Below are 17239 nucleotides of genomic sequence, written 5' to 3' on the forward strand. Positions count from 1 at the left end.
TGGATGTGCAATGGTTTCAGGCGAGACCGCGATCAGGTTGTGTGCTGGCCTCAGTGCGCCCGCGTGGCCGGTCGTTGCGGCAGCCAGGCGACGCAGGCGGCAATAACCAGCAGCAACAGTACGGTGCCGGCGTAGCGGCTCAAGGCCAGGCCACCGTGGTCGAGGGGCTTGTCCAGGTAGTCGCCCACCACGGCACCCAGTGGCCGGGTGAGCACGAAGGCCGACCAGAACAACAGCGTGCGCGGTATCCGGGTGGTGGCGTAAAGCAGGGTGATCAGGGCGAGCAGGCCGGAAAACAGGGCGATGCCGCCGCTATAGCCCAGCCCCTGGGTGTCGGCGACCCAATCGCCAAGCGCGGTACCCAGCGTCTGCGAGAAGGTAATGGTCAGCCAGTAGAAAAACTCACTGCGCGGCGTGTCGATGCTGGAGACGGAGATCGAACCGGTCGCTTGCTTCCACAGCCACAACGACGCCAGCAGCAGCGACAGCAGCAACATGCTGCCGCCGCTATAGCCCAGCCCAAGCGAGCGGTTCACATAGTCGGCCAGGGTGGTGCCAACGGTGGTGCTGGCAATGATGGCCGACCAGTAAAGCCAGGGGTGAAAGGCGCGTGCACGGATCTGTGCGGCGACCGCGAGGGCAAACACCACGGCGAAAAATGCCGTGCTCAACAGATAGCCCAGCCCCATCGACATGCTGACCGCATCACCGCCGACTTCGCCCAGCGTCGTGGCCAATATCTTGATGACCCAGAAGCCGAGGGTGATGGCAGGCACCTTGATTGCATCGTGGGAATCCTTAGGGCGCATGGCAATGCTCTGCAGGGACGGTGCGTACTGTCAGCGCGCGGACGTCGGAGCCCTGTCGTAACCTTGCGGGCACCGCAGCGGTGTTTTCCTGCCGTTCAATACGGCGCCACTGCCAAGGTGAGCGCCGATCACCGACAATGTGCTCAGCCTCCGAAAGACGTTGCCATGTCCATCCATCTCACCGCGTTTGCCCATACCCGGTTGTTTCCACGTACGCCGCGCCCCAATACCATCCAGGACTGCAGCGCCGAGCAGTTCGAGCAGCACTTGAACGCGCATGCGCCGGACAAGGTGATCGATGGCTATGCGCCGTTCTGCAAGTTGTTCGTCTACCGCAACTGGACCAGCACCCGCTGCCTGACGGTCCCGATCACCGACGACAACCGCCATCTGCTGCGTTCGGCGTATGAAGCGCGCACGCGCGAAGAACTGCCGGTGTTGGTGCGCTGGTTTGAAGGCGTGGAGTCGCCGGTTGCCGACTATCTGGTGGTCATCATGTACAGCCGCGAACAGCTGGAAAAAGAAGGTTCAATCATTGAGGCGGAGTGGGGTGTGGTGGGCTGCCTGTACACCGCGGAACCAGCAGAAATTCCGATGGCCCCGATCACGATGATGCGCAATGCACTGGGTGTGGAAGAAGGGGGCTCCGGCGTGCCGATGGATCGCGATGCCTATCGCGATGCGGTCGCGTTCTGGGAACGCAATGCGAACTGGCGATGAGCGCGGGCATGCCGATTTCGCATCAACGGCTGGCCTTGGGTTTCAGCTGGCCACATGCCCTGCTGGCACTGGTGGTGTTCGCGATGGAAGTAGTCATCGCCACGCAGTTGCCGCATGTCTCATGGATACGCGCGTATCTGGGCGACGTGCTGGTGGTGATACTGATCTATGCCGCTGCGCGCAGTGTGTTGCGCATCCATGACCATGTGCTGCTGCTGGCGGTGTTCGTGTTCGCCTGCTGCATTGAGTTCGCGCAGTATTTCCGGCTCGCCGAGTTGCTGGGATTCGTACGTGGCGATGTGATGTATACGGTGATCGGCAACACTTTCTCGTGGGGCGATATCGTCTGTTACGCGATCGGCTGCATTGCGATGGCGCTGGTTGTTTCCGGTAAAAATGCACTTGTTCCGGCGTAATTCCATCGAACGTGTTGAAGGCAATCGCGCTAGCGGATGAATGCGCGCTCGGCCTGATCTTTAGGCGGTCTTAACACCTGCTTGCGTAGAATAAATCGGCTCGGTACTCCACGCGCTTCGCGCAGGGCATTCACGCCTGGGTATCTGGACAGCCGGCGTTTCGCCTTTCCAGGCTTGTTCCTGGTTCTTTCTGTCCCCGACCGTTCCTGCAGCGCCGCTGCGGGTCATTCATTCGTGCGCATCGCGGCCTGCGCTGGATTCATTGTCTCCAGGCCCTGCACGCATCCTACTCACTCATGGGAGGACTGGTCCTGCATGTCTACAGGTGAATCCGCTATTCGTAATGAGCCGCTGCAGATCGACGACATCACCGTCATCGACAAGGGCAGAGTCAAAAAGGCCGTCACCGCCGCTGCGCTTGGCAACGCAATGGAATGGTTCGACTTCGGTGTCTACGGCTTTGTTGCCTATGCCCTTGGCAAGGTGTTCTTTCCCGATGCATCGCCCAGCGTGCAGACCATCGCCGCGCTCGGTACGTTCTCGGTGCCGTTCCTGGTGCGTCCATTGGGAGGCGTGTTCTTCGGTGTGATGGGAGACAAGTTCGGCCGGCAGAAAGTGCTGTCGGCCACCATCATCCTGATGGCGATCAGTACGTTCTGCATCGGTTTGATTCCGTCGTATGAAAGCATCGGGATACTCGCGCCGATTCTGCTGCTGGTGTGCAAATTGGTGCAGGGTTTCTCGGTGGGCGGCGAGTACACCGGTGCGGCGGTGTTCGTGGCCGAGTTCGCGCCGGATCGCAAACGTGGCTTCCTCAGCAGCTGGTTGGATTTCGGCTCGATCGCCGGCTTTGTACTGGGTGCCGGTGTCGTGGTGGTGCTGAGCAGCATCCTCGGCGAGGCGCGTTTCCTGGAGTGGGGCTGGCGCGTGCCGTTCTTCCTGGCTGCACCGCTGGGCTTGATCGGCCTGTATCTGCGCAACGCCGCGGAGGAAACACCGGCCTTCACCGAGCAGCTGGAGCGCATGGAAAAGGAGGATCAGGACGCAGTGGGAAGCGCGCCGCGCATCTCCTTCCGGGAAATCACCACCAGGTATTGGCGCTCGTTGCTCGCATGCGTGGGCATCGTGCTGGTCACCAACGTGACCTACTACATGCTGCTGACCTACATGCCGACGTATCTGTCACACAACCTGCACTACTCCGAGGATCACGGTGTGCTCATCATCATCGTGGTGATGATCGGCATGTTGTTCGTGCAGCCCCTGGTGGGCTGGGCCAGTGACCGGGTCGGCCGCAGGCCGTTCATCGCCGCCGGCAGCGTCGGTTTATTGCTTGCGGCGATTCCGGCGTTCCGCCTGATCAACAGCGGCAACATCGGTTGGATCTTTGTCGGCCTGTTGCTGTTGGCGGTGTTGTTGAACTGCCTGATCGGGGTGATGGCCTCGACGCTGCCAGCGATGTTCCCCACGCGCGTGCGTTACAGCGCATTGGCGACGGCCTTCAACATCTCGGTGATCGTGTGTGGCCTGACACCGACGGCGGCCGCATGGTTGGTGGAAGCGACCGGCGATCTGATGATGCCGGCGTACTACTTGATGGTGGTGGCCGTGGTGGGTCTGGCGACCGCCCTGTTGATGCGTGAAACCGCCAATCGCCCGCTGCATGGTGATACGCCCAATGCGTCCAGCCGCCGCGAGGCGCGCGAGTTGTTGCAGGAGGCCTACGACCACATCGAAGCGAGCGTGGACGACCTGGACGCGAAGATCGATGGCTTGCAGATCCGGATCAGCGATCTGCAGCAACGCAAGCAGGCCCTGGTCGACCGGCATCCTGACCTGGTGTGATGGATTGAGCGCGGATTGCCGGTTGCTTCCGCGAAACGCCGCGATACGAGCTTGCCGGGTGCGCTGTGCTCACCGGGGCCAGGTTGGGTGGCGTGGTGGAAGGCGTCGCGTGGATCAAGCGGCTGGCGACAATGCCGGCCGCTCACCTGCGATCAGGGCATCGAAATAGTCGCCGGTCAGGCGCAACTGCGCGTCGGCGCTTTCGGCGGCGTTGACCACGGCACGGAAGGCGGCATTTTCGGGTCGATCCTTGGCGTACCAACCCAGGTGCTTGCGCGCGATCCGCACGCCTTGCGGTTCGCCGTAGAAGGCGTGCAGGTCGATGAGGTGCGCGATCAGGATGTCACGCACTTCCTGCAGCGACGGCGGCGGTAGTTCTTCGCCGGTTGCCAGGTAGTGGCCGATCTCGCGGAAGATCCACGGCCGGCCCTGCGCCGCGCGGCCGACCATCACCGCATCGGCGCCGGTGTGCTTGAGCACCTGCTCGGCTTTCCGGGGCGAGTCGATGTCGCCATTGGCCAGCACCGGGATGCGCAGCATCGCCTTGATACCGGCGATGGTGTCGTACTCGGCCTGGCCGGTGTAGTGCTGGTCGCGGGTACGCCCATGCACGGCCAATGCGGCGATGCCGCTGTCTTCGGCGATGCGGGCGATGGTCGGTGCGTTGCGCACGTCGGCGCACCAACCGGTGCGGATCTTCAAAGTGACCGGCACCGGGACCGCATTGACCACCGCTTCAAGGATGCGCGCCACCAGTGCCTCATCACGCATCAGTGCCGAGCCGGCCCAGGCGTTGCATACCTTCTTGGCCGGGCAGCCCATGTTGATGTCGATGATCTGCGCACCGTGGTCAACGTTGTAGCGCGCCGCCTCGGCCAGCTGCTGCGGTTCGGTGCCGGCGATCTGCACGCTGATCGGCGCCGGTTCGCCGGCGTGGTCCATGCGGTGGATGGACTTGCGGGTGTTCCAGAAGCGCGGATCGCTGATGGTCATTTCAGACGCGGCAAGACCCGCGCCCAGCCGCTTGCACAGCTGCCGGAACGGTTTGTCGGTGACGCCCGCCATGGGCGCGAGCACCACGTTCGGGGCAATGGTGTAGGGGCCGATCTGCATGCTGCGTATTGTAGTTGCCGAACAAGCGTGTGGCGCCTGAACGGCATGACGGCCCGTTTCCGGGCCGTCATGGGATCACGTGATGTAGCGGGGACTCAGACGTCGGCCGGGGTCATCCGCGGCATCGACACCGCTGCGCCTTCCTGCTCGGTGGAGCGGGCGGCGTACTGATTGGCAAAGCGCACGTGCTTGATGAACGAGGCTTCCGGGGCATATGCCAGCGAGGCGGCCAGCGCACCGTTGAAGGCATCGCCGGCGCCGGTGGTATCCACCACCTGCACCGACTCGGCGGCGATGCGGTAGTACGGCTGGCTGTCGCCACGCAGCTTGTCTTCGTCATGCGAGACGAACACGCCCACCGCGCCCAGCGTCACCACCACGGTGTTGCCCGACAGCTTGCGGCACAGTGCATGCAGGCTGGCGCCATCGAGTGCGGCCACGTCGTCCGCTTCCAGGCGCTCGCCGACATGGCGACCGAGCAGGGCGGCGAATTCGGTCTCGTTCGGGGTGAGCACATCGGCCAGCTTGAGCAGGCTGATGGTCGACGGCGCATTGGCCGGTGCAGCGTTGAGCATTGTCAGTACACCGGCTTCACGGGCCAGGCCGAGGGCGGCCTCGATCGTTTCCACCGGCGATTCCAGCTGCGCCAGCAATACCTTGGCGTTGCCGATCAGGGCCGTATTGGCGGCCATGAACTCGGTGCTCAGCGACGCATTGGCGCCGGCGCCGATCACGATGGAGTTGCGGCCACGGCCGTCGACGTAGATGCCGGCGGTGCCGGTCGGCTCATTGCTGGCTTCGGCCACCAGCACGATGCCGTCAGCCGCCGCCAGCTGGCGCGCCAGCGTGCCACCAGCGTCTTCGCCCAGGGCGCAGACGAAGCTGGCCTCGGCACCGGCACGGCGGGCCGCCACGGCCTGGTTGAAGCCCTTGCCGCCGGGGCCGGTGCTGTAGCGCCCGGCAATGGTCGCCCCTGGCGCGGGCAGGGCATCGCAGCGCCAGACGTGGTCGACATTGAAAGAACCGGCAACGACAACAGAACTCATGGAATCTACGTCTCTAAGGTGGCTGATGAATCAGCCGAAATGGGTCAGCACGCCGGCGATGGTGGCGGTCATCAGGGTGGCAACGGTGCCGCCCAGTACCGCGCGCAGGCCGAACTTGGCCAGGTCCTGGCGACGGTCCGGTGCCAGGCCGCCAATGCCACCGATCTGGATGGCGATGGAGCTGAAGTTGGCGAAACCGCACAGGGCGTAGGTGGCGATCAGGCGGCCTTCTTCGCTCAGGGTGACGCCCGGGACGTTGCCCTTGATGATCTCCGACAGGTCCATGTAAGCCACGAACTCGTTGATCACGACCTTCTGCCCGATCAGCGAGCCGACGGTGGTGGCATCGGCCCACGGCGTACCGATCACCCAGGCAATCGGGGCCAGCACATAGCCGAAGATGGTGGCCAGGTTGGTCGGCTTGCCGATGGCCTGGGCCAGGCCGGTGACGTCACCGATCCAGGTCAGCGGCGCATTGAGCAGGGCGATCAGGGCGATGAAGGCCAGCAGCATCGCACCGATGTTCAATGCCAGGCGCAGGCCGTCAGCGGCGCCGCCTGCAGCAGCGTCGATGATGTTGGACGAGGTCTTCTCCACTTCCATCTTCACCGTGCCGCGGGTCAGCGGGGTACCGGTTTCCGGCACCAGCAGCTTGGCGATCACCAGCGTGGCCGGGGCGGCCATGATCGAGGCGGCCAGCAGGTGCTTGGCGTAGAACGCCTGCGCGGCGGGATCGCCGCCACCCAGCATGCCCACATAAGCGGCCAGCACGCCGCCGGCGATGTGCGCCATGCCGCCGATCATCATCGTGATCAGCTCGGACTGGGTCATCTTGGAGATGTACGGGCGCACGGTCAGCGGCGCCTCGGTCTGGCCGATGAAGACGCTGGCGCAGACGCTGGTGGTTTCAGCGCCGGACACGCGCATCACCTTGGTGATGGCCGCGGCCATGACCCGCACGATGGCCTGCATCACGCCCAGGTGATACATCACGCCCATCAGCGCCGAGAAGAAGATGATGGTCGGCAGTACCTGGAAGGCAAAGATGAAGCCGTATTTGGGTACATCCATCAGGCTGCCGAAAATGAAGTTGGAACCTTCATTGACGAAGCTCAGGATCTTGACGAAGCCCTTGCCCAGCCAGTCGAACACGTCGCGTCCGCCGGGAACCAGCAGCACCAGCGCGGCAAAGGCGATCTGCAGCGTGATACCGGTAGCAACCAGTTTCCAGTCCACCGCCTTCTTGTTGTTCGAAAACAGCCAGGTGATGCCCAAAAGCACCGCCAGGCCGAAGAGGCCGAAGCCAATCCTGCCCAAACCTTCGACCATGATGAATCCCCGGGCGAGCCCGCAAAAGACGCAAGCCTAGAGCAGCGGCTTATGCCCGGCAAGAATCTTCGAGGCATATGCAGCCAACTGCCCGGATTGCGCCGGTATCGGCAAGGTCTGGGGCCTGAACGGGCGGGCCGGGCAGTTACACTTAGCGCCCATCCGCGCCGATGACGCGGTCTGAAATCCTGGAGTGAGCCATGCAATACCGTCGTCTCGGGTCGTCCGGCCTGCAGCTTTCCGCCCTGTCCTTTGGCGCCTGGGTGACCTTTGGCAGCCAGATCGGGCGCGATGAGTCCCGCAACCTGGTCGCCGCCGCCTGGGACAACGGGGTCAACTTCTTCGACAACGCCGAGGGTTATGCCAAGGGCCGCGCCGAGCAGGTGATGGGTGATGTGATCGCCGACCTGCGCCTGCCGCGCGATGGCTTCGTGGTGTCCAGCAAGGTGTTCTTCGGCTCGGCGGAGGACCCGGCGCCGACCCAGCGCGGGCTGTCGCGCAAGCACGTCACCGATGCCTGCCACGCCGCGCTCAAGCGCCTGCGGGTGGAGTATCTGGACCTGTACTACTGCCACCGTCCGGACCCGGAAACCCCGATCAGCGAGACCGTGCTGGCCATGGATACGCTCGTGCGCCAAGGCAAGGTGCTGTATTGGGGCACCTCGGAATGGTCCGGTGCGCAGATTGCCGAAGCGGTGGCCTTTGCCCGCGCCAATCACCTCTATGCACCGACGATGGAGCAGCCGCAGTACAACCTGCTGCACCGTCAGCGCGTGGAGCAGGAGTACGCGCCGCTGTACGCCGATGCCGGGCTGGGCACCACCATCTGGTCGCCGCTGGCCTCGGGCCTGTTGACCGGCAAGTACAACGACGGCATCGCCACCGATTCGCGGCTGGGCCAGCCCTCGCTGGAATGGCTGCAGACCGCGGTGCTGGGCGAGCCGGCCGCTGACCGCCTGGGCAAGGTACGCAGGTTCAGCGCGCTGGCGGCGGAACTGGGGGAGTCGCCGGCGCAGCTGGCCATCGCCTGGTGTCTGCGCAACCCGAACGTGTCCAGCGTGATCCTGGGCGCGAGCCGCGTGAGTCAGCTGGAGGAGAACCTGCGTGCGCTGGATGTGCTGGAGCGTGTGGATGCGCAGGACTGGCAGCGGATTGAAGCCATTTTTGGCTGATCGCAGCGCGTTTCGATTGTGATGATGTAATCCAGAATGGCCCGGCTTCGTACCGGGCCGTTCTGCTGTTCGCGACAGCACGGTAGGGGCGGCTTCAAACCCGGCGCAGGCAATGCAACCCCGTCGCTTGGCTGCAAGCGCCGGGCCCGGCTGCCGCTGGAGCCTCCCCCGGCTCGCGGTCGAAAGCCCTCCTGCGGGGAAGGGGAGAAAGTTTTTGCGAATGGGTCTTGCATTGGTATTGAGAATCATTATCATCAACTCCGTCCCCAGCACGGAATCACCACGATGTCCGCTCAGCCCATCCTGCTTCGCCCCCGTACCCTCCACCTGCCGCAGCGCCCGGTCCAGTTGATGTCGGCTGACGGCGTTGTCGACAGCGGCGCCCTGCTCAAGGGGCAGCGTGAAATCGTCATCCAGCATGGCGACAAGTTCTATCGCTTGCGCCACACCAGCAACGACAAGTTGATCCTGACCAAGTAACCGCAGGCGGCATTGCCTGTAGGCGCGCCACTGCGCGCCTTGCCCGACTGAAGCACACCTCTCTCTCCCCCCTTGGCCGCGGCCGGGTTGTCCTCCAGGCAACCCGGTCGTTCCGCCAAGGGTTCCGCATCTCCAACGGATTCCAGGCTTCCATGATTCGTCCAACTGTTCTGAGTGCTGCCCTGTGGGCGGTACTTTCTCCCGTGCACGCCGAAACAGCGGCGTCGGCCGACACGCGTGATTTTGACCGCGTGCAGGTCACCGCCACCCGTACCGAGCGTGCCGTCAGCGACGTTGCCGCGACCGTGGACGTCATCGACCGCGAGCAGTTGGACAACCAGCTCGTGCACGACATCGCCGATCTGGTCCGTTATGAGCCGGGCATCTCGGTCACCCGCAATGCCACGCGTTTTGGCCTGGGCGGTTTCCGCATCCGTGGCCTGGACAGCAACCGTGTGTTGATCCAGACCGACGGCATCGCCATGCCGAAAAGCTTCGACATCGGCAACTTCGCCAATGCCAACCGCAACTTCACTGATCTGGAAACGCTCAAGCGCGTGGAAATCGTGCGCGGCCCCGCCAGTTCGCTGTACGGCTCCGATGCACTGGGTGGCGTGGTGGCCTTCGTCACCAAGGACCCGGCCGATTACCTGAAGGACGGCAAGGACAGCTACGTCGGCCTCAAGTTCGGCTACGACGGCGATTGGCAGGGCTTGCTGGGCAGTGTCACCACCGCCTTTGGCGGTGAGCGCTGGAGCGGCATGGTCAACGTCAACCACCGCCAAGGCCAGGAAACCGACAACAAGGGCGATGTCCGCAGCCGCGACTACACCCGCACCGCGCCCAACCCGCAGGAGCGCGACGGCCGCAGCGTGCTGTCCAAGCTGGTCTATGCGCCGGACGAAAGCCAGCGCTTCCGCCTGACCGTGGAAGGCAACGAAGACATCACCGATACCGACGTGTATTCATCGATCAACGACAAGCATCCAACGCCTTCCGTGCGCACCACCACCGGCATGACTGCGCACGACAAGCAGACGCGCATGCGCGTTTCGTTCGCACATGAAATGGATGCGCTGGACACGGCATTCGCCGACAGCCTGCGCTGGCAGGTGTACCGCCAGGACAGCGAGACCACGCAGGTCACCAACGAGAACCGCACCAATGGCAGCCGTCGCCACCGCGAGTTCAATTTCGACCAGCGCGTGTATGGCGCACAGGCACAGTTCAACAAGGGTCTGCAGACCGGTGATGTCGAACACGCGCTGACCTGGGGCTTTGATGGTGCATGGACCGAGGTCCACCAGAAGCGTGATGGCTTCCAGGTACTGGCCAATGGCAATACCAGCACGACCATTCTTCCCGACGCCTTCCCGGTGCGTGATTTCCCCATCAGCAAGACCACCGAGCTGGGCCTCTATGTGCAGGATGAAATGCGCCTGGCGGGCGGGCGGCTGTCGCTGGTGCCGGGCCTGCGCGTGGATCACTACCGGCTCTCGCCGGAGCTGGACAGCATTTTCCGCGAGGACAACCCGGACATGCCGGTCGCTTCACTGAGCAAGACCAGCGTGTCGCCGAAGCTGGGCATGGTGTGGCGTTTCGATGATGAGTGGTCACTGTTTGCCGGCTACTCGCACGGATTCCGTTCGCCGCCGTACAACGACGTCAATCTCGGTTTCACCAATGTCATGTTCGGTTACACCGCCATTCCCAATCCGGACCTGAAGCCGGAAACCAGCAATGGCGTCGAACTGGGCATGCGTTACCTGACTCCCGCCGCCTATGTCAGCGTCAGCGGCTACTGGAACGACTACAAGGATTTCATCGAGTCGCAGCGCAATGTCGGTCGCAATGCACAGGGCCTGCTGGTGTTCCAGTCGCAGAACATCTCCGAAGCCCGCATCTATGGTGCCGAATTGAAGGCCGGTGTGGATTTCGGCCAGCTCACCGCTGTGCTGGACGGCTGGTCGCTGCGCAGCGCACTGGCGTGGTCGCATGGGCAGAACCGCACCGAGGATGTGCCACTGGATTCGGTGGATCCGCTGCGTGGCACCGTCGGCCTGATGTATGACCGCGATGCGTGGGGCGTGGAGCTGGCCGGCACCTTTGCCAAGCGCAAGACCCGCATCGCCGATGCGGACGCCTATCGGCCGGCGGGCTATGGCGTGCTCGACCTGATGGGGCATTGGGAGTTCGCGCCCGGCGCCAAGTTCAACGTCGGCGTGTTCAACCTGGCCGATCGCAACTACATCGACTGGTCCAGCATCACCTCGACGCTGGCCTCCGGCAGCACGGTCGTCGACCGCTACAGCAATCCGGGGCGCACCGTATCGGCCAGTGTCGCGGTGTCCTGGTAACAGAAAAGCCTCTCTCTCCGGTTTCTCCAGGACCCGCCTCTGAAGGAACGACTGCGGCCATGGACGGCCATTCTCCCTTCGCAACGCACAAAGGAACGCTCCATGAAGCTCCATCACGCCAGCCTGTTGTTGCTCGCCACCGCCTGCGGTGCCGCCAGCGCAGCACCCGCCAGCATCCGTGACCATGATTCCATCCTGGCCATGCAGGGTGAGTACACCGTGGATTTCGCCTTCGACGAAACCGTCCTGCTCAAGCCTGGCTATGAGCGCGCGGCAGCCATGCGCAGCGGCGGCAATGAAGTGGTGATCGTGATCGAGGACACGCCGCAGCGCATCGTGCTGCAGCATCTGCTGGTGGACGAGAAGAGCGGTCATGTCACCAAGCATTGGCGCCAGGACTGGGTGTACGAAGCGGGCAATCGCTTTGAGTTCAGTGCCGACCAGACCTGGCAGGTGCGCACCATCCCGGTCGCGGTGAATCAGGGTGCCTGGACCCAATGCGTCTACGAAGTCAGTGATGCGCCGCGTTACTGCGGCACCGGCAAGTGGAGCTACGACAACAACGTGCCGACCTGGACCAGCGATCTCAGCTGGCGTCCGTTGCCGCGTCGTGAATACACCAAACGCAGCGACTACAACGCGCTGGCGGTGGTGAACCGGCACACCCTCACGCCCAATGGCTGGACGCACGAGCAGTTCAATACCAAGGTGCAGCGCAACGCCGATGGCAGCCAGGTAGAAATCGCGCGCGAGTTCGGCTTCAACGATTACATCAAAACCACTGAAGTGGATTTCGCGCCAGCCTACTCCTACTGGAAGGGCACGTCGGGCTTCTGGGCACAGGTGCGCCAGCGCTGGGAGGGATTCCTCGGCAAAGCACCAGGCGTGCACCTGAAGACCAAGCTCGACGGCATGGCGATGATCATTCCGCTGTTCGAGCAGGCCGAAGCCGTCAAGGATGGCGCGGCGGTGGATGCCGCGAAGATCGATGCGGTGTTCAAACAGTACGTTGAACCGGCAGTAGTCAAGTAAACGAGAGGCCCCGCATTGCGGGGCCTTTCTGTTTGCATGACATCGACGGAGATGGAGCAGGGAGCATCCCGTGCCTGCCCCCGCTATTCCTTGAACATCAACAGCGCCGCCACCACGATCAGCGCGAACGCAGCCCAGTGGTTCCACTTCAACGGTTGGTCCAGATAGGTAGCCGAGAACACCGCGAACACCAGCAGGGTGATCACTTCCTGCATGCCTTTGAGCTGTGGCGCCGAATACACCGCGCTGCCCAGACGGTTGCCGGGCACCTGCAGGCAGTACTCGAAGAAGGCGATGCCCCAGCTGACCAGGATGACGGTCATCAGCGGTGCCGATTTGTACTTCAGGTGGCCATACCAGGCCACGGTCATGAATACGTTGCTGGCGATCAACAGCAACACCGGATACAGATAGGCAGTGAAGGGCGGGGCAGGCATGGGCAGGTTCATCGAGACGGGCCGATAGCATAGGCCTGCGATGTCATCGGTTCTAAACGGGGCCATTCCTGAAAGTGCGGCGTGCGGCGTGCGGCGTGAGCCGCCGCCCTGCCGCGCGCAGGTGGATTCAAACCCGGGCGCGTGCACGCGTCCCGATTGCGCAGTGGAATTGGTTGCAAGTAAAACAAATACGGCGGATGCCTTCACATGGTTTCTACTTGCCATCCGGCATCTTTCACAAAGCTGAAGACTAAGGAGGCTCCATGCGACAGACCAAGGAATCGTCCGGACTCGTGTTGGTTGTCGAGGACAACCGCAACATCTCCGAGATGATTGGCGAGTACCTGGAAGGCAAGGGCTTTGAAGTGGACTATGCGGTCGATGGCCTTGATGGCTACCGGCTGGCAGCCGAGAACAGCTACGACGTGGTGGTGTTGGACCTGATGCTGCCGCGCCTGGACGGCATCGAAGTCTGCCGGCGCCTGCGCAACGAGGCACGCAAGTCAACGCCGGTATTGATGCTGACCGCGCGTGACACCCTCGACGACAAACTCACCGGCCTGGGCTACGGCGCCGATGATTACCTGACCAAACCGTTCGCGATCCAGGAACTGGAAGCACGCCTGCGTGCGCTGATCCGCCGCGAACGCCGTCAGGTAGGCGCCGAGGTCCTGAAGGTAGCCGATCTGGTGCTGGACCCGGTGAGCATGCGGGCCACCCGTGCCGGCAGCGAGCTGCAGCTTTCGCCCATTGGTCTGCGCCTGCTCACGATACTGATGCGCGAATCGCCCCGGGTGGTTACCCGGCAGGAGATCGAGCGTGAGATCTGGGGCAACGGCCTGCCCGATTCGGACACCCTGCGCAGTCATCTGTACAACCTGCGCAAGATCATCGACAAGCCGTTCGATCGTCCGTTGCTGCACACGGTGCAGAGCGCCGGCTATCGCATCGCCGATATCGGCCAGCCAATGGGCTGAACACCGGGTTGGTAGGACCGCCGCCGAGGGTGAGGCGGCGGTTGGTTGTGTTGGGTATAGCGTCGGTGGCAGGCGGTCAGTCCCTATAATCACGGCGGTTCAGGGGGGCGGACGCAATGCCGTACGGCTTGCCGCACAAGATCAGAGTCGCGTTCATTGTGCAGGCGTTGCTGGCAAGCCTGGGCGTGCTGCTGGGCGGCTATCTGGTAGCCCTGTTGATTGAATATGGGCTGGTGAAGGTGGTGCTGGGCGACGAAGCGCGGCACTACTGGTCATTGCATGCGCAGTCGTCGGAGGCGCCCCTGCCCAACACCCGTTACATCCGTGGCTACCTGCTGGCCGATGGCTGGCCCGGCGAGTCCGTTCCGGCGGATCTACGCCCGCTGTTGCCGGGCTTCCATGCGTTGGAAGCATCCGACCAACTGGTGCTGGTGGATCAGAAGCCCGAAGGTCGGCTCTATCTGGTGTTCCCGCAGTCACAGGCGCGCCGGGCGGTGTTCTGGCTGGGCGTGCTGCCGGTGACGCTGGTGCTGCTGGCGATCTACGCGCTGTCATGGTTGACCTATCGGGCTTCATGGCGGGCGGTATCCCCCGTGAACTGGCTGGCGCGGCGGGTGGCGCGCTGGGATCCGCGGTATCCCGATGCCAGCGAGCTGGCACCGGAGCAACTGCCGACCGAAGTGAAGGGCGAGGCCCGGCAGCTGGCACTTGCGCTGCATGGCATGGCTGGCAGGGTCAGCGAGCACGTCGCGCGCGAGCGCAATTTCACCCGTGATGCCAGTCATGAGCTGCGCACGCCACTGACGGTGATCCGCATGGCCAGTGACATGGCGCTGGCCGATTCGGGGCTCACCCCGCGCTTGCAGCGGGGGCTGCAGCGTATCCAGCGCTCCGGTCGGGACATGGAGGCCATCGTCGATGCATTCCTGCTGCTCGCACGCGAAACCGATGTGGAGCCATTGTCCGAGCCGTTCGACGTGGGCGACGTGGTGCGCCAGGAAGTGGAAGCGATCGCGGAGTTGCTGGTCGGCAAGCCGGTTGAGCTGCGCGTGCTGATTGACGGCCCACAACCGATGGTCGCGCCTCCCCGGGTGATGCATGTCGTGGTGGGCAATCTGTTGCGCAATGCCTGCCAGTACACCGATGTCGGCGAAATCGAGGTGCGGGTGGCCGAGGGCAGGGTCGTGGTGCGGGACACCGGCATCGGCATGAGCAGTGAAGCGTTGTCACGGGTGTTCGAGCCCTTCTTCAGGGCCGAGGAAGGCCGGCCGCAAGGGGCCGGGCTGGGCTTGGTCATCGTGCGCCGGCTATGCGATCGCTGCGGTTGGCGCATCACCCTGGAAAGCGCCGAGGGCAAAGGCACCACGGCAACCCTGCATTACCGCTGAGGTGCCCCGAAACCGGGCTTGGGGTGCGCGGTGGGCAGATGTGGCAAAATTGCCGATTGCTTTCCACCCTCCCGGTATCTCCTGCATGGCAGCCTTCCTGTTCCGGCAATTCCGTCTTGACCGTCGCGTGGCTGCTGGCCAGGTGCGCCGTGGCTGATCAGACCGGGCATATGCCGCGCGGGCCGGCCCGCATCTTCAAGGCGGCGCAGTGGTCCTGGCAGGGCTTGAAGGCCGCTTGGCTGCACGAATCCTCGTTCCGGCTGGAGGTCTGCCTGTTCGTGGTGCTGGCCCCGCTGGCGCTGTGGCTGGGCCAGGGGCCCATCGAGCAGGTGCTGCTGATCGGCTCGATGCTGCTGGTGCTGGCGATGGAGCTGGCCAATTCGGCCATCGAGGCGGTCATCGAGCGCTATGGCCCGGAGTACCACGTGCTGGCCGGGCGCGCCAAGGACATGGGCTCGGCGGCGGTGTTCGTGCTGATGATGAATGTTCTGCTGTGCTGGGGCTTGATCCTGGTGCCGCGGTTTCTTTGAGAAACCACCTGCCGGGCGGCGGTGGTAGTGACGTTTTTGTTTAAGGATTGCCTGCATGTCTTTTGAGATTCTTGCCGACCCCAATGTGTGGTTGACCCTGTTCATGTTGAGCGCGCTGGAAATCGTGCTCGGTATCGACAACCTGGTGTTCATCTCCATCGCCGTGGGACGTCTGCCGGCGCATCAGCGCCCGGTGGCACGTCGCGTCGGCATCGCGGTGGCCTGCATCACCCGCATCATGTTGCTGGTGTCGCTGGCTTACCTGGCGCACATGGAGAGCAACCTGTTCAACGTGTTCGGCATGGGCATCTCCATCCGTGACCTGGTGCTGGTACTGGGTGGTCTGTTCCTGCTCTACAAGGGCATCAAGGAAATCCGCGAGCTGGTCAGCGGCGGCGAAGATGCCGACCCGACCACCACCAAGGCCACGGCGTCGTTCGGCATGGTGATCGCGCAGATCGCCATCATCGACATCGTGTTCTCGCTGGACTCGGTGATCACCGCCGTCGGCATCGCCGACCACGTGCCGGTGATGGTCTGTGCGGTGCTGTTGTCGGTGGCGGTGATGCTGCTGGCTGCCAACCCACTGGGCCGTTTCATCGATGCCAACCCCACCGTGAAGCTGTTGGCGCTGGCCTTCATCCTGCTGGTCGGTGCGGTGCTGGTGCTTGATGGCCTGGACGTGCACGTGCCCAAGCCCTACATCTACGCCGCCATGGGCTTCTCGGTGATGGTGGAGTGGCTGAACCTGCTGATGCGCCGCAACGCCAAGGCCCATCACGTGCCGGGTGCGGACAACTGGTAAGTGTGTGATCTGGCCGGCCACCACGCCGGTCAGGTTCGCCTGCAGCAACGGAAGGGCCGGCATTGCCGGCCCTTCCTGTATGCACGCGCTGCACACCGGTCCGTGGCATGCTCGGCGCTCCTGCCGTTGAAGGGTCCGACCATGCGCCAGTTCCTCCGCCTGATGTTGCTTGTCGTCGCGGCGATTTCGATTTCCGGGTGTGGCTACAACGCCATCCAGCAGAAGGACGAAGCGGTCAAGGCCGGCTGGTCCGAGGTGCTGAACCAATACAAGCGCCGCGCCGACCTGATCCCCAACCTGGTCAATACCGTGCAGGGCTACGCCCAGCAGGAGCGGCAGGTGCTGACCGAGGTCACCAACGCCCGTGCCAAGGTCGGGCAGATCCAGGTCAACGCCGATGATGCAGCCTCGCTGCAACAGTTCCAGCAGGCGCAGGGTGAACTGGGCAGCGCGCTGTCGCGGCTGCTGGTGGTCAGCGAGAACTACCCGACGTTGAAGTCGGACCAGAATTTCCGCGATCTGCAGGCGCAGCTGGAAGGAACCGAAAACCGCATCACCGTGGCGCGTGGCCGTTACATCCAGCTGGTGCAGGACTACAACACCTACATCCGCTCGTTCCCGCAGGTGATCACCGCCAAGATGTTCGGTTATGCGGCCAAGCCCAATTTCACCGTCGACAACGAGGCGCAGATTTCGCAGCCGCCGGAAGTGAAGTTCGGCAGCCCGCAGCCGGCCACGCAGCCGCAGCAGAGCCCGCCGCCAGCGCCGGCCCCGGCGCAGTGA

17 protein-coding genes are annotated in these 17239 nt (G+C 63.6%); 12 read left to right on the forward strand and 5 right to left on the reverse strand.

Features of this window, described 5'->3' with window-relative positions; genetic code table 11:
- Positions 1-50: 50 nt before the first annotated feature.
- Positions 51-809: a COG4705 family protein gene (locus tag ABB26_RS09275; protein WP_057633414.1), complete on the reverse strand. Its 759-nt coding sequence runs from the start codon at positions 807-809 to the stop codon at positions 51-53.
- Positions 810-974: 165 nt separating this feature from the next.
- Between ABB26_RS09275 and ABB26_RS09280 the strand changes: the two genes are divergently transcribed.
- From ABB26_RS09280 to proP, 3 genes are all read left to right on the forward strand, one after another.
- On the forward strand, positions 975-1529 hold the full coding sequence (locus ABB26_RS09280) for a DUF3228 family protein (protein WP_057633415.1): 555 nt from the start codon (positions 975-977) through the stop codon (positions 1527-1529).
- A gap of 8 nt (positions 1530-1537) precedes the next feature.
- Entirely contained in the window at positions 1538-1945 is a 408-nt protein-coding gene (locus ABB26_RS09285; protein ID WP_152982614.1) for a ribosomal maturation YjgA family protein, read from the forward strand.
- Between the two features lie 315 nt (positions 1946-2260).
- Complete coding sequence (proP, locus tag ABB26_RS09290; protein ID WP_057633418.1) at positions 2261-3790, forward strand: glycine betaine/L-proline transporter ProP; 1530 nt, start codon at positions 2261-2263, stop codon at positions 3788-3790.
- 114 nt (positions 3791-3904) lie between these two features.
- On the opposite strand, the gene dusB is transcribed toward proP, so the two are convergent.
- From dusB to ABB26_RS09305, 3 genes are all read right to left on the reverse strand, one after another.
- Entirely contained in the window at positions 3905-4903 is a 999-nt protein-coding gene (dusB, locus tag ABB26_RS09295) for a tRNA dihydrouridine synthase DusB (RefSeq protein ID WP_057633420.1), read from the reverse strand.
- Between the two features lie 95 nt (positions 4904-4998).
- Positions 4999-5949, reverse strand: a complete 951-nt coding sequence (locus tag ABB26_RS09300; RefSeq protein ID WP_057633421.1) for a ribokinase — start codon at positions 5947-5949, stop codon at positions 4999-5001.
- Positions 5950-5979: 30 nt separating this feature from the next.
- Positions 5980-7278, reverse strand: a complete 1299-nt coding sequence (locus tag ABB26_RS09305) for a NupC/NupG family nucleoside CNT transporter (protein WP_057633423.1) — start codon at positions 7276-7278, stop codon at positions 5980-5982.
- 200 nt (positions 7279-7478) lie between these two features.
- Here ABB26_RS09305 and ABB26_RS09310 point away from each other — a divergent pair, with 200 nt between their 5' ends.
- The 4 genes from ABB26_RS09310 (at position 7479) to ABB26_RS09325 (ending at position 12319) form a co-directional block, all read left to right on the forward strand.
- The gene (locus tag ABB26_RS09310) at positions 7479-8450 is read left to right on the forward strand and encodes a potassium channel beta subunit family protein (RefSeq protein ID WP_057633426.1); all 972 of its coding nucleotides are present in this window, start codon (positions 7479-7481) and stop codon (positions 8448-8450) included.
- A 285-nt stretch (positions 8451-8735) separates the two neighbouring features.
- A complete protein-coding gene (hemP, locus tag ABB26_RS09315; protein ID WP_057633428.1) occupies positions 8736-8930 on the forward strand; it encodes a hemin uptake protein HemP in 195 nt (64 codons plus the stop codon).
- Between the two features lie 152 nt (positions 8931-9082).
- On the forward strand, positions 9083-11287 hold the full coding sequence (locus ABB26_RS09320; protein WP_057633430.1) for a TonB-dependent hemoglobin/transferrin/lactoferrin family receptor: 2205 nt from the start codon (positions 9083-9085) through the stop codon (positions 11285-11287).
- A gap of 102 nt (positions 11288-11389) precedes the next feature.
- Positions 11390-12319, forward strand: a complete 930-nt coding sequence (locus ABB26_RS09325; protein WP_057633432.1) for a DUF6607 family protein — start codon at positions 11390-11392, stop codon at positions 12317-12319.
- Positions 12320-12402: 83 nt separating this feature from the next.
- Here ABB26_RS09325 and ABB26_RS09330 read toward each other — a convergent pair whose 3' ends face one another.
- Positions 12403-12756 (reverse strand): DMT family protein, encoded by a 354-nt coding sequence (locus ABB26_RS09330; RefSeq protein ID WP_057633454.1) that lies wholly within the window; start codon positions 12754-12756, stop codon positions 12403-12405.
- Positions 12757-13019: 263 nt separating this feature from the next.
- Here ABB26_RS09330 and ABB26_RS09335 point away from each other — a divergent pair, with 263 nt between their 5' ends.
- The 5 genes from ABB26_RS09335 to ABB26_RS09355 all read left to right on the forward strand — a co-directional run bounded on the left by ABB26_RS09335 (position 13020) and on the right by ABB26_RS09355 (position 17239).
- Positions 13020-13733, forward strand: coding sequence for a response regulator transcription factor (locus ABB26_RS09335; RefSeq protein ID WP_057633435.1), 714 nt, complete (start codon positions 13020-13022; stop codon positions 13731-13733).
- Between the two features lie 116 nt (positions 13734-13849).
- Positions 13850-15121 (forward strand): sensor histidine kinase, encoded by a 1272-nt coding sequence (locus ABB26_RS09340; protein ID WP_057633437.1) that lies wholly within the window; start codon positions 13850-13852, stop codon positions 15119-15121.
- 149 nt (positions 15122-15270) lie between these two features.
- Positions 15271-15651, forward strand: coding sequence for a diacylglycerol kinase (locus ABB26_RS09345; RefSeq protein ID WP_057633456.1), 381 nt, complete (start codon positions 15271-15273; stop codon positions 15649-15651).
- A gap of 55 nt (positions 15652-15706) precedes the next feature.
- Complete coding sequence (locus tag ABB26_RS09350; RefSeq protein WP_057633440.1) at positions 15707-16456, forward strand: TerC family protein; 750 nt, start codon at positions 15707-15709, stop codon at positions 16454-16456.
- Positions 16457-16597: 141 nt separating this feature from the next.
- Complete coding sequence (locus tag ABB26_RS09355) at positions 16598-17239, forward strand: LemA family protein (RefSeq protein WP_057633458.1); 642 nt, start codon at positions 16598-16600, stop codon at positions 17237-17239.

Source organism: Stenotrophomonas humi (assembly GCF_001431415.1).
Classification (GTDB): Bacteria; Pseudomonadota; Gammaproteobacteria; order Xanthomonadales; family Xanthomonadaceae; genus Stenotrophomonas; species Stenotrophomonas humi.

Bases quoted from the DNA above. Each gene is read 5' to 3' on its own strand.
- ABB26_RS09305 (WP_057633423.1), bottom strand. From the start codon at position 7,278: ATGGTCGAAGGTTTGGGCAGGATTGGCTTCGGCCTCTTCGGCCTGGCG.
- ABB26_RS09330 (WP_057633454.1), bottom strand. From the start codon at position 12,756: ATGCCTGCCCCGCCCTTCACTGCCTATCTGTATCCGGTGTTGCTGTTG.
- ABB26_RS09325 (WP_057633432.1), top strand. From the start codon at position 11,390: ATGAAGCTCCATCACGCCAGCCTGTTGTTGCTCGCCACCGCCTGCGGT.
- hemP (WP_057633428.1), top strand. From the start codon at position 8,736: ATGTCCGCTCAGCCCATCCTGCTTCGCCCCCGTACCCTCCACCTGCCG.
- ABB26_RS09280 (WP_057633415.1), top strand. From the start codon at position 975: ATGTCCATCCATCTCACCGCGTTTGCCCATACCCGGTTGTTTCCACGT.
- ABB26_RS09300 (WP_057633421.1), bottom strand. From the start codon at position 5,949: ATGAGTTCTGTTGTCGTTGCCGGTTCTTTCAATGTCGACCACGTCTGG.
- dusB (WP_057633420.1), bottom strand. From the start codon at position 4,903: ATGCAGATCGGCCCCTACACCATTGCCCCGAACGTGGTGCTCGCGCCC.
- ABB26_RS09335 (WP_057633435.1), top strand. From the start codon at position 13,020: ATGCGACAGACCAAGGAATCGTCCGGACTCGTGTTGGTTGTCGAGGAC.
- ABB26_RS09340 (WP_057633437.1), top strand. From the start codon at position 13,850: ATGCCGTACGGCTTGCCGCACAAGATCAGAGTCGCGTTCATTGTGCAG.
- ABB26_RS09320 (WP_057633430.1), top strand. From the start codon at position 9,083: ATGATTCGTCCAACTGTTCTGAGTGCTGCCCTGTGGGCGGTACTTTCT.
- ABB26_RS09355 (WP_057633458.1), top strand. From the start codon at position 16,598: ATGCGCCAGTTCCTCCGCCTGATGTTGCTTGTCGTCGCGGCGATTTCG.
- ABB26_RS09285 (WP_152982614.1), top strand. From the start codon at position 1,538: ATGCCGATTTCGCATCAACGGCTGGCCTTGGGTTTCAGCTGGCCACAT.
- proP (WP_057633418.1), top strand. From the start codon at position 2,261: ATGTCTACAGGTGAATCCGCTATTCGTAATGAGCCGCTGCAGATCGAC.
- ABB26_RS09310 (WP_057633426.1), top strand. From the start codon at position 7,479: ATGCAATACCGTCGTCTCGGGTCGTCCGGCCTGCAGCTTTCCGCCCTG.
- ABB26_RS09350 (WP_057633440.1), top strand. From the start codon at position 15,707: ATGTCTTTTGAGATTCTTGCCGACCCCAATGTGTGGTTGACCCTGTTC.
- ABB26_RS09275 (WP_057633414.1), bottom strand. From the start codon at position 809: ATGCGCCCTAAGGATTCCCACGATGCAATCAAGGTGCCTGCCATCACC.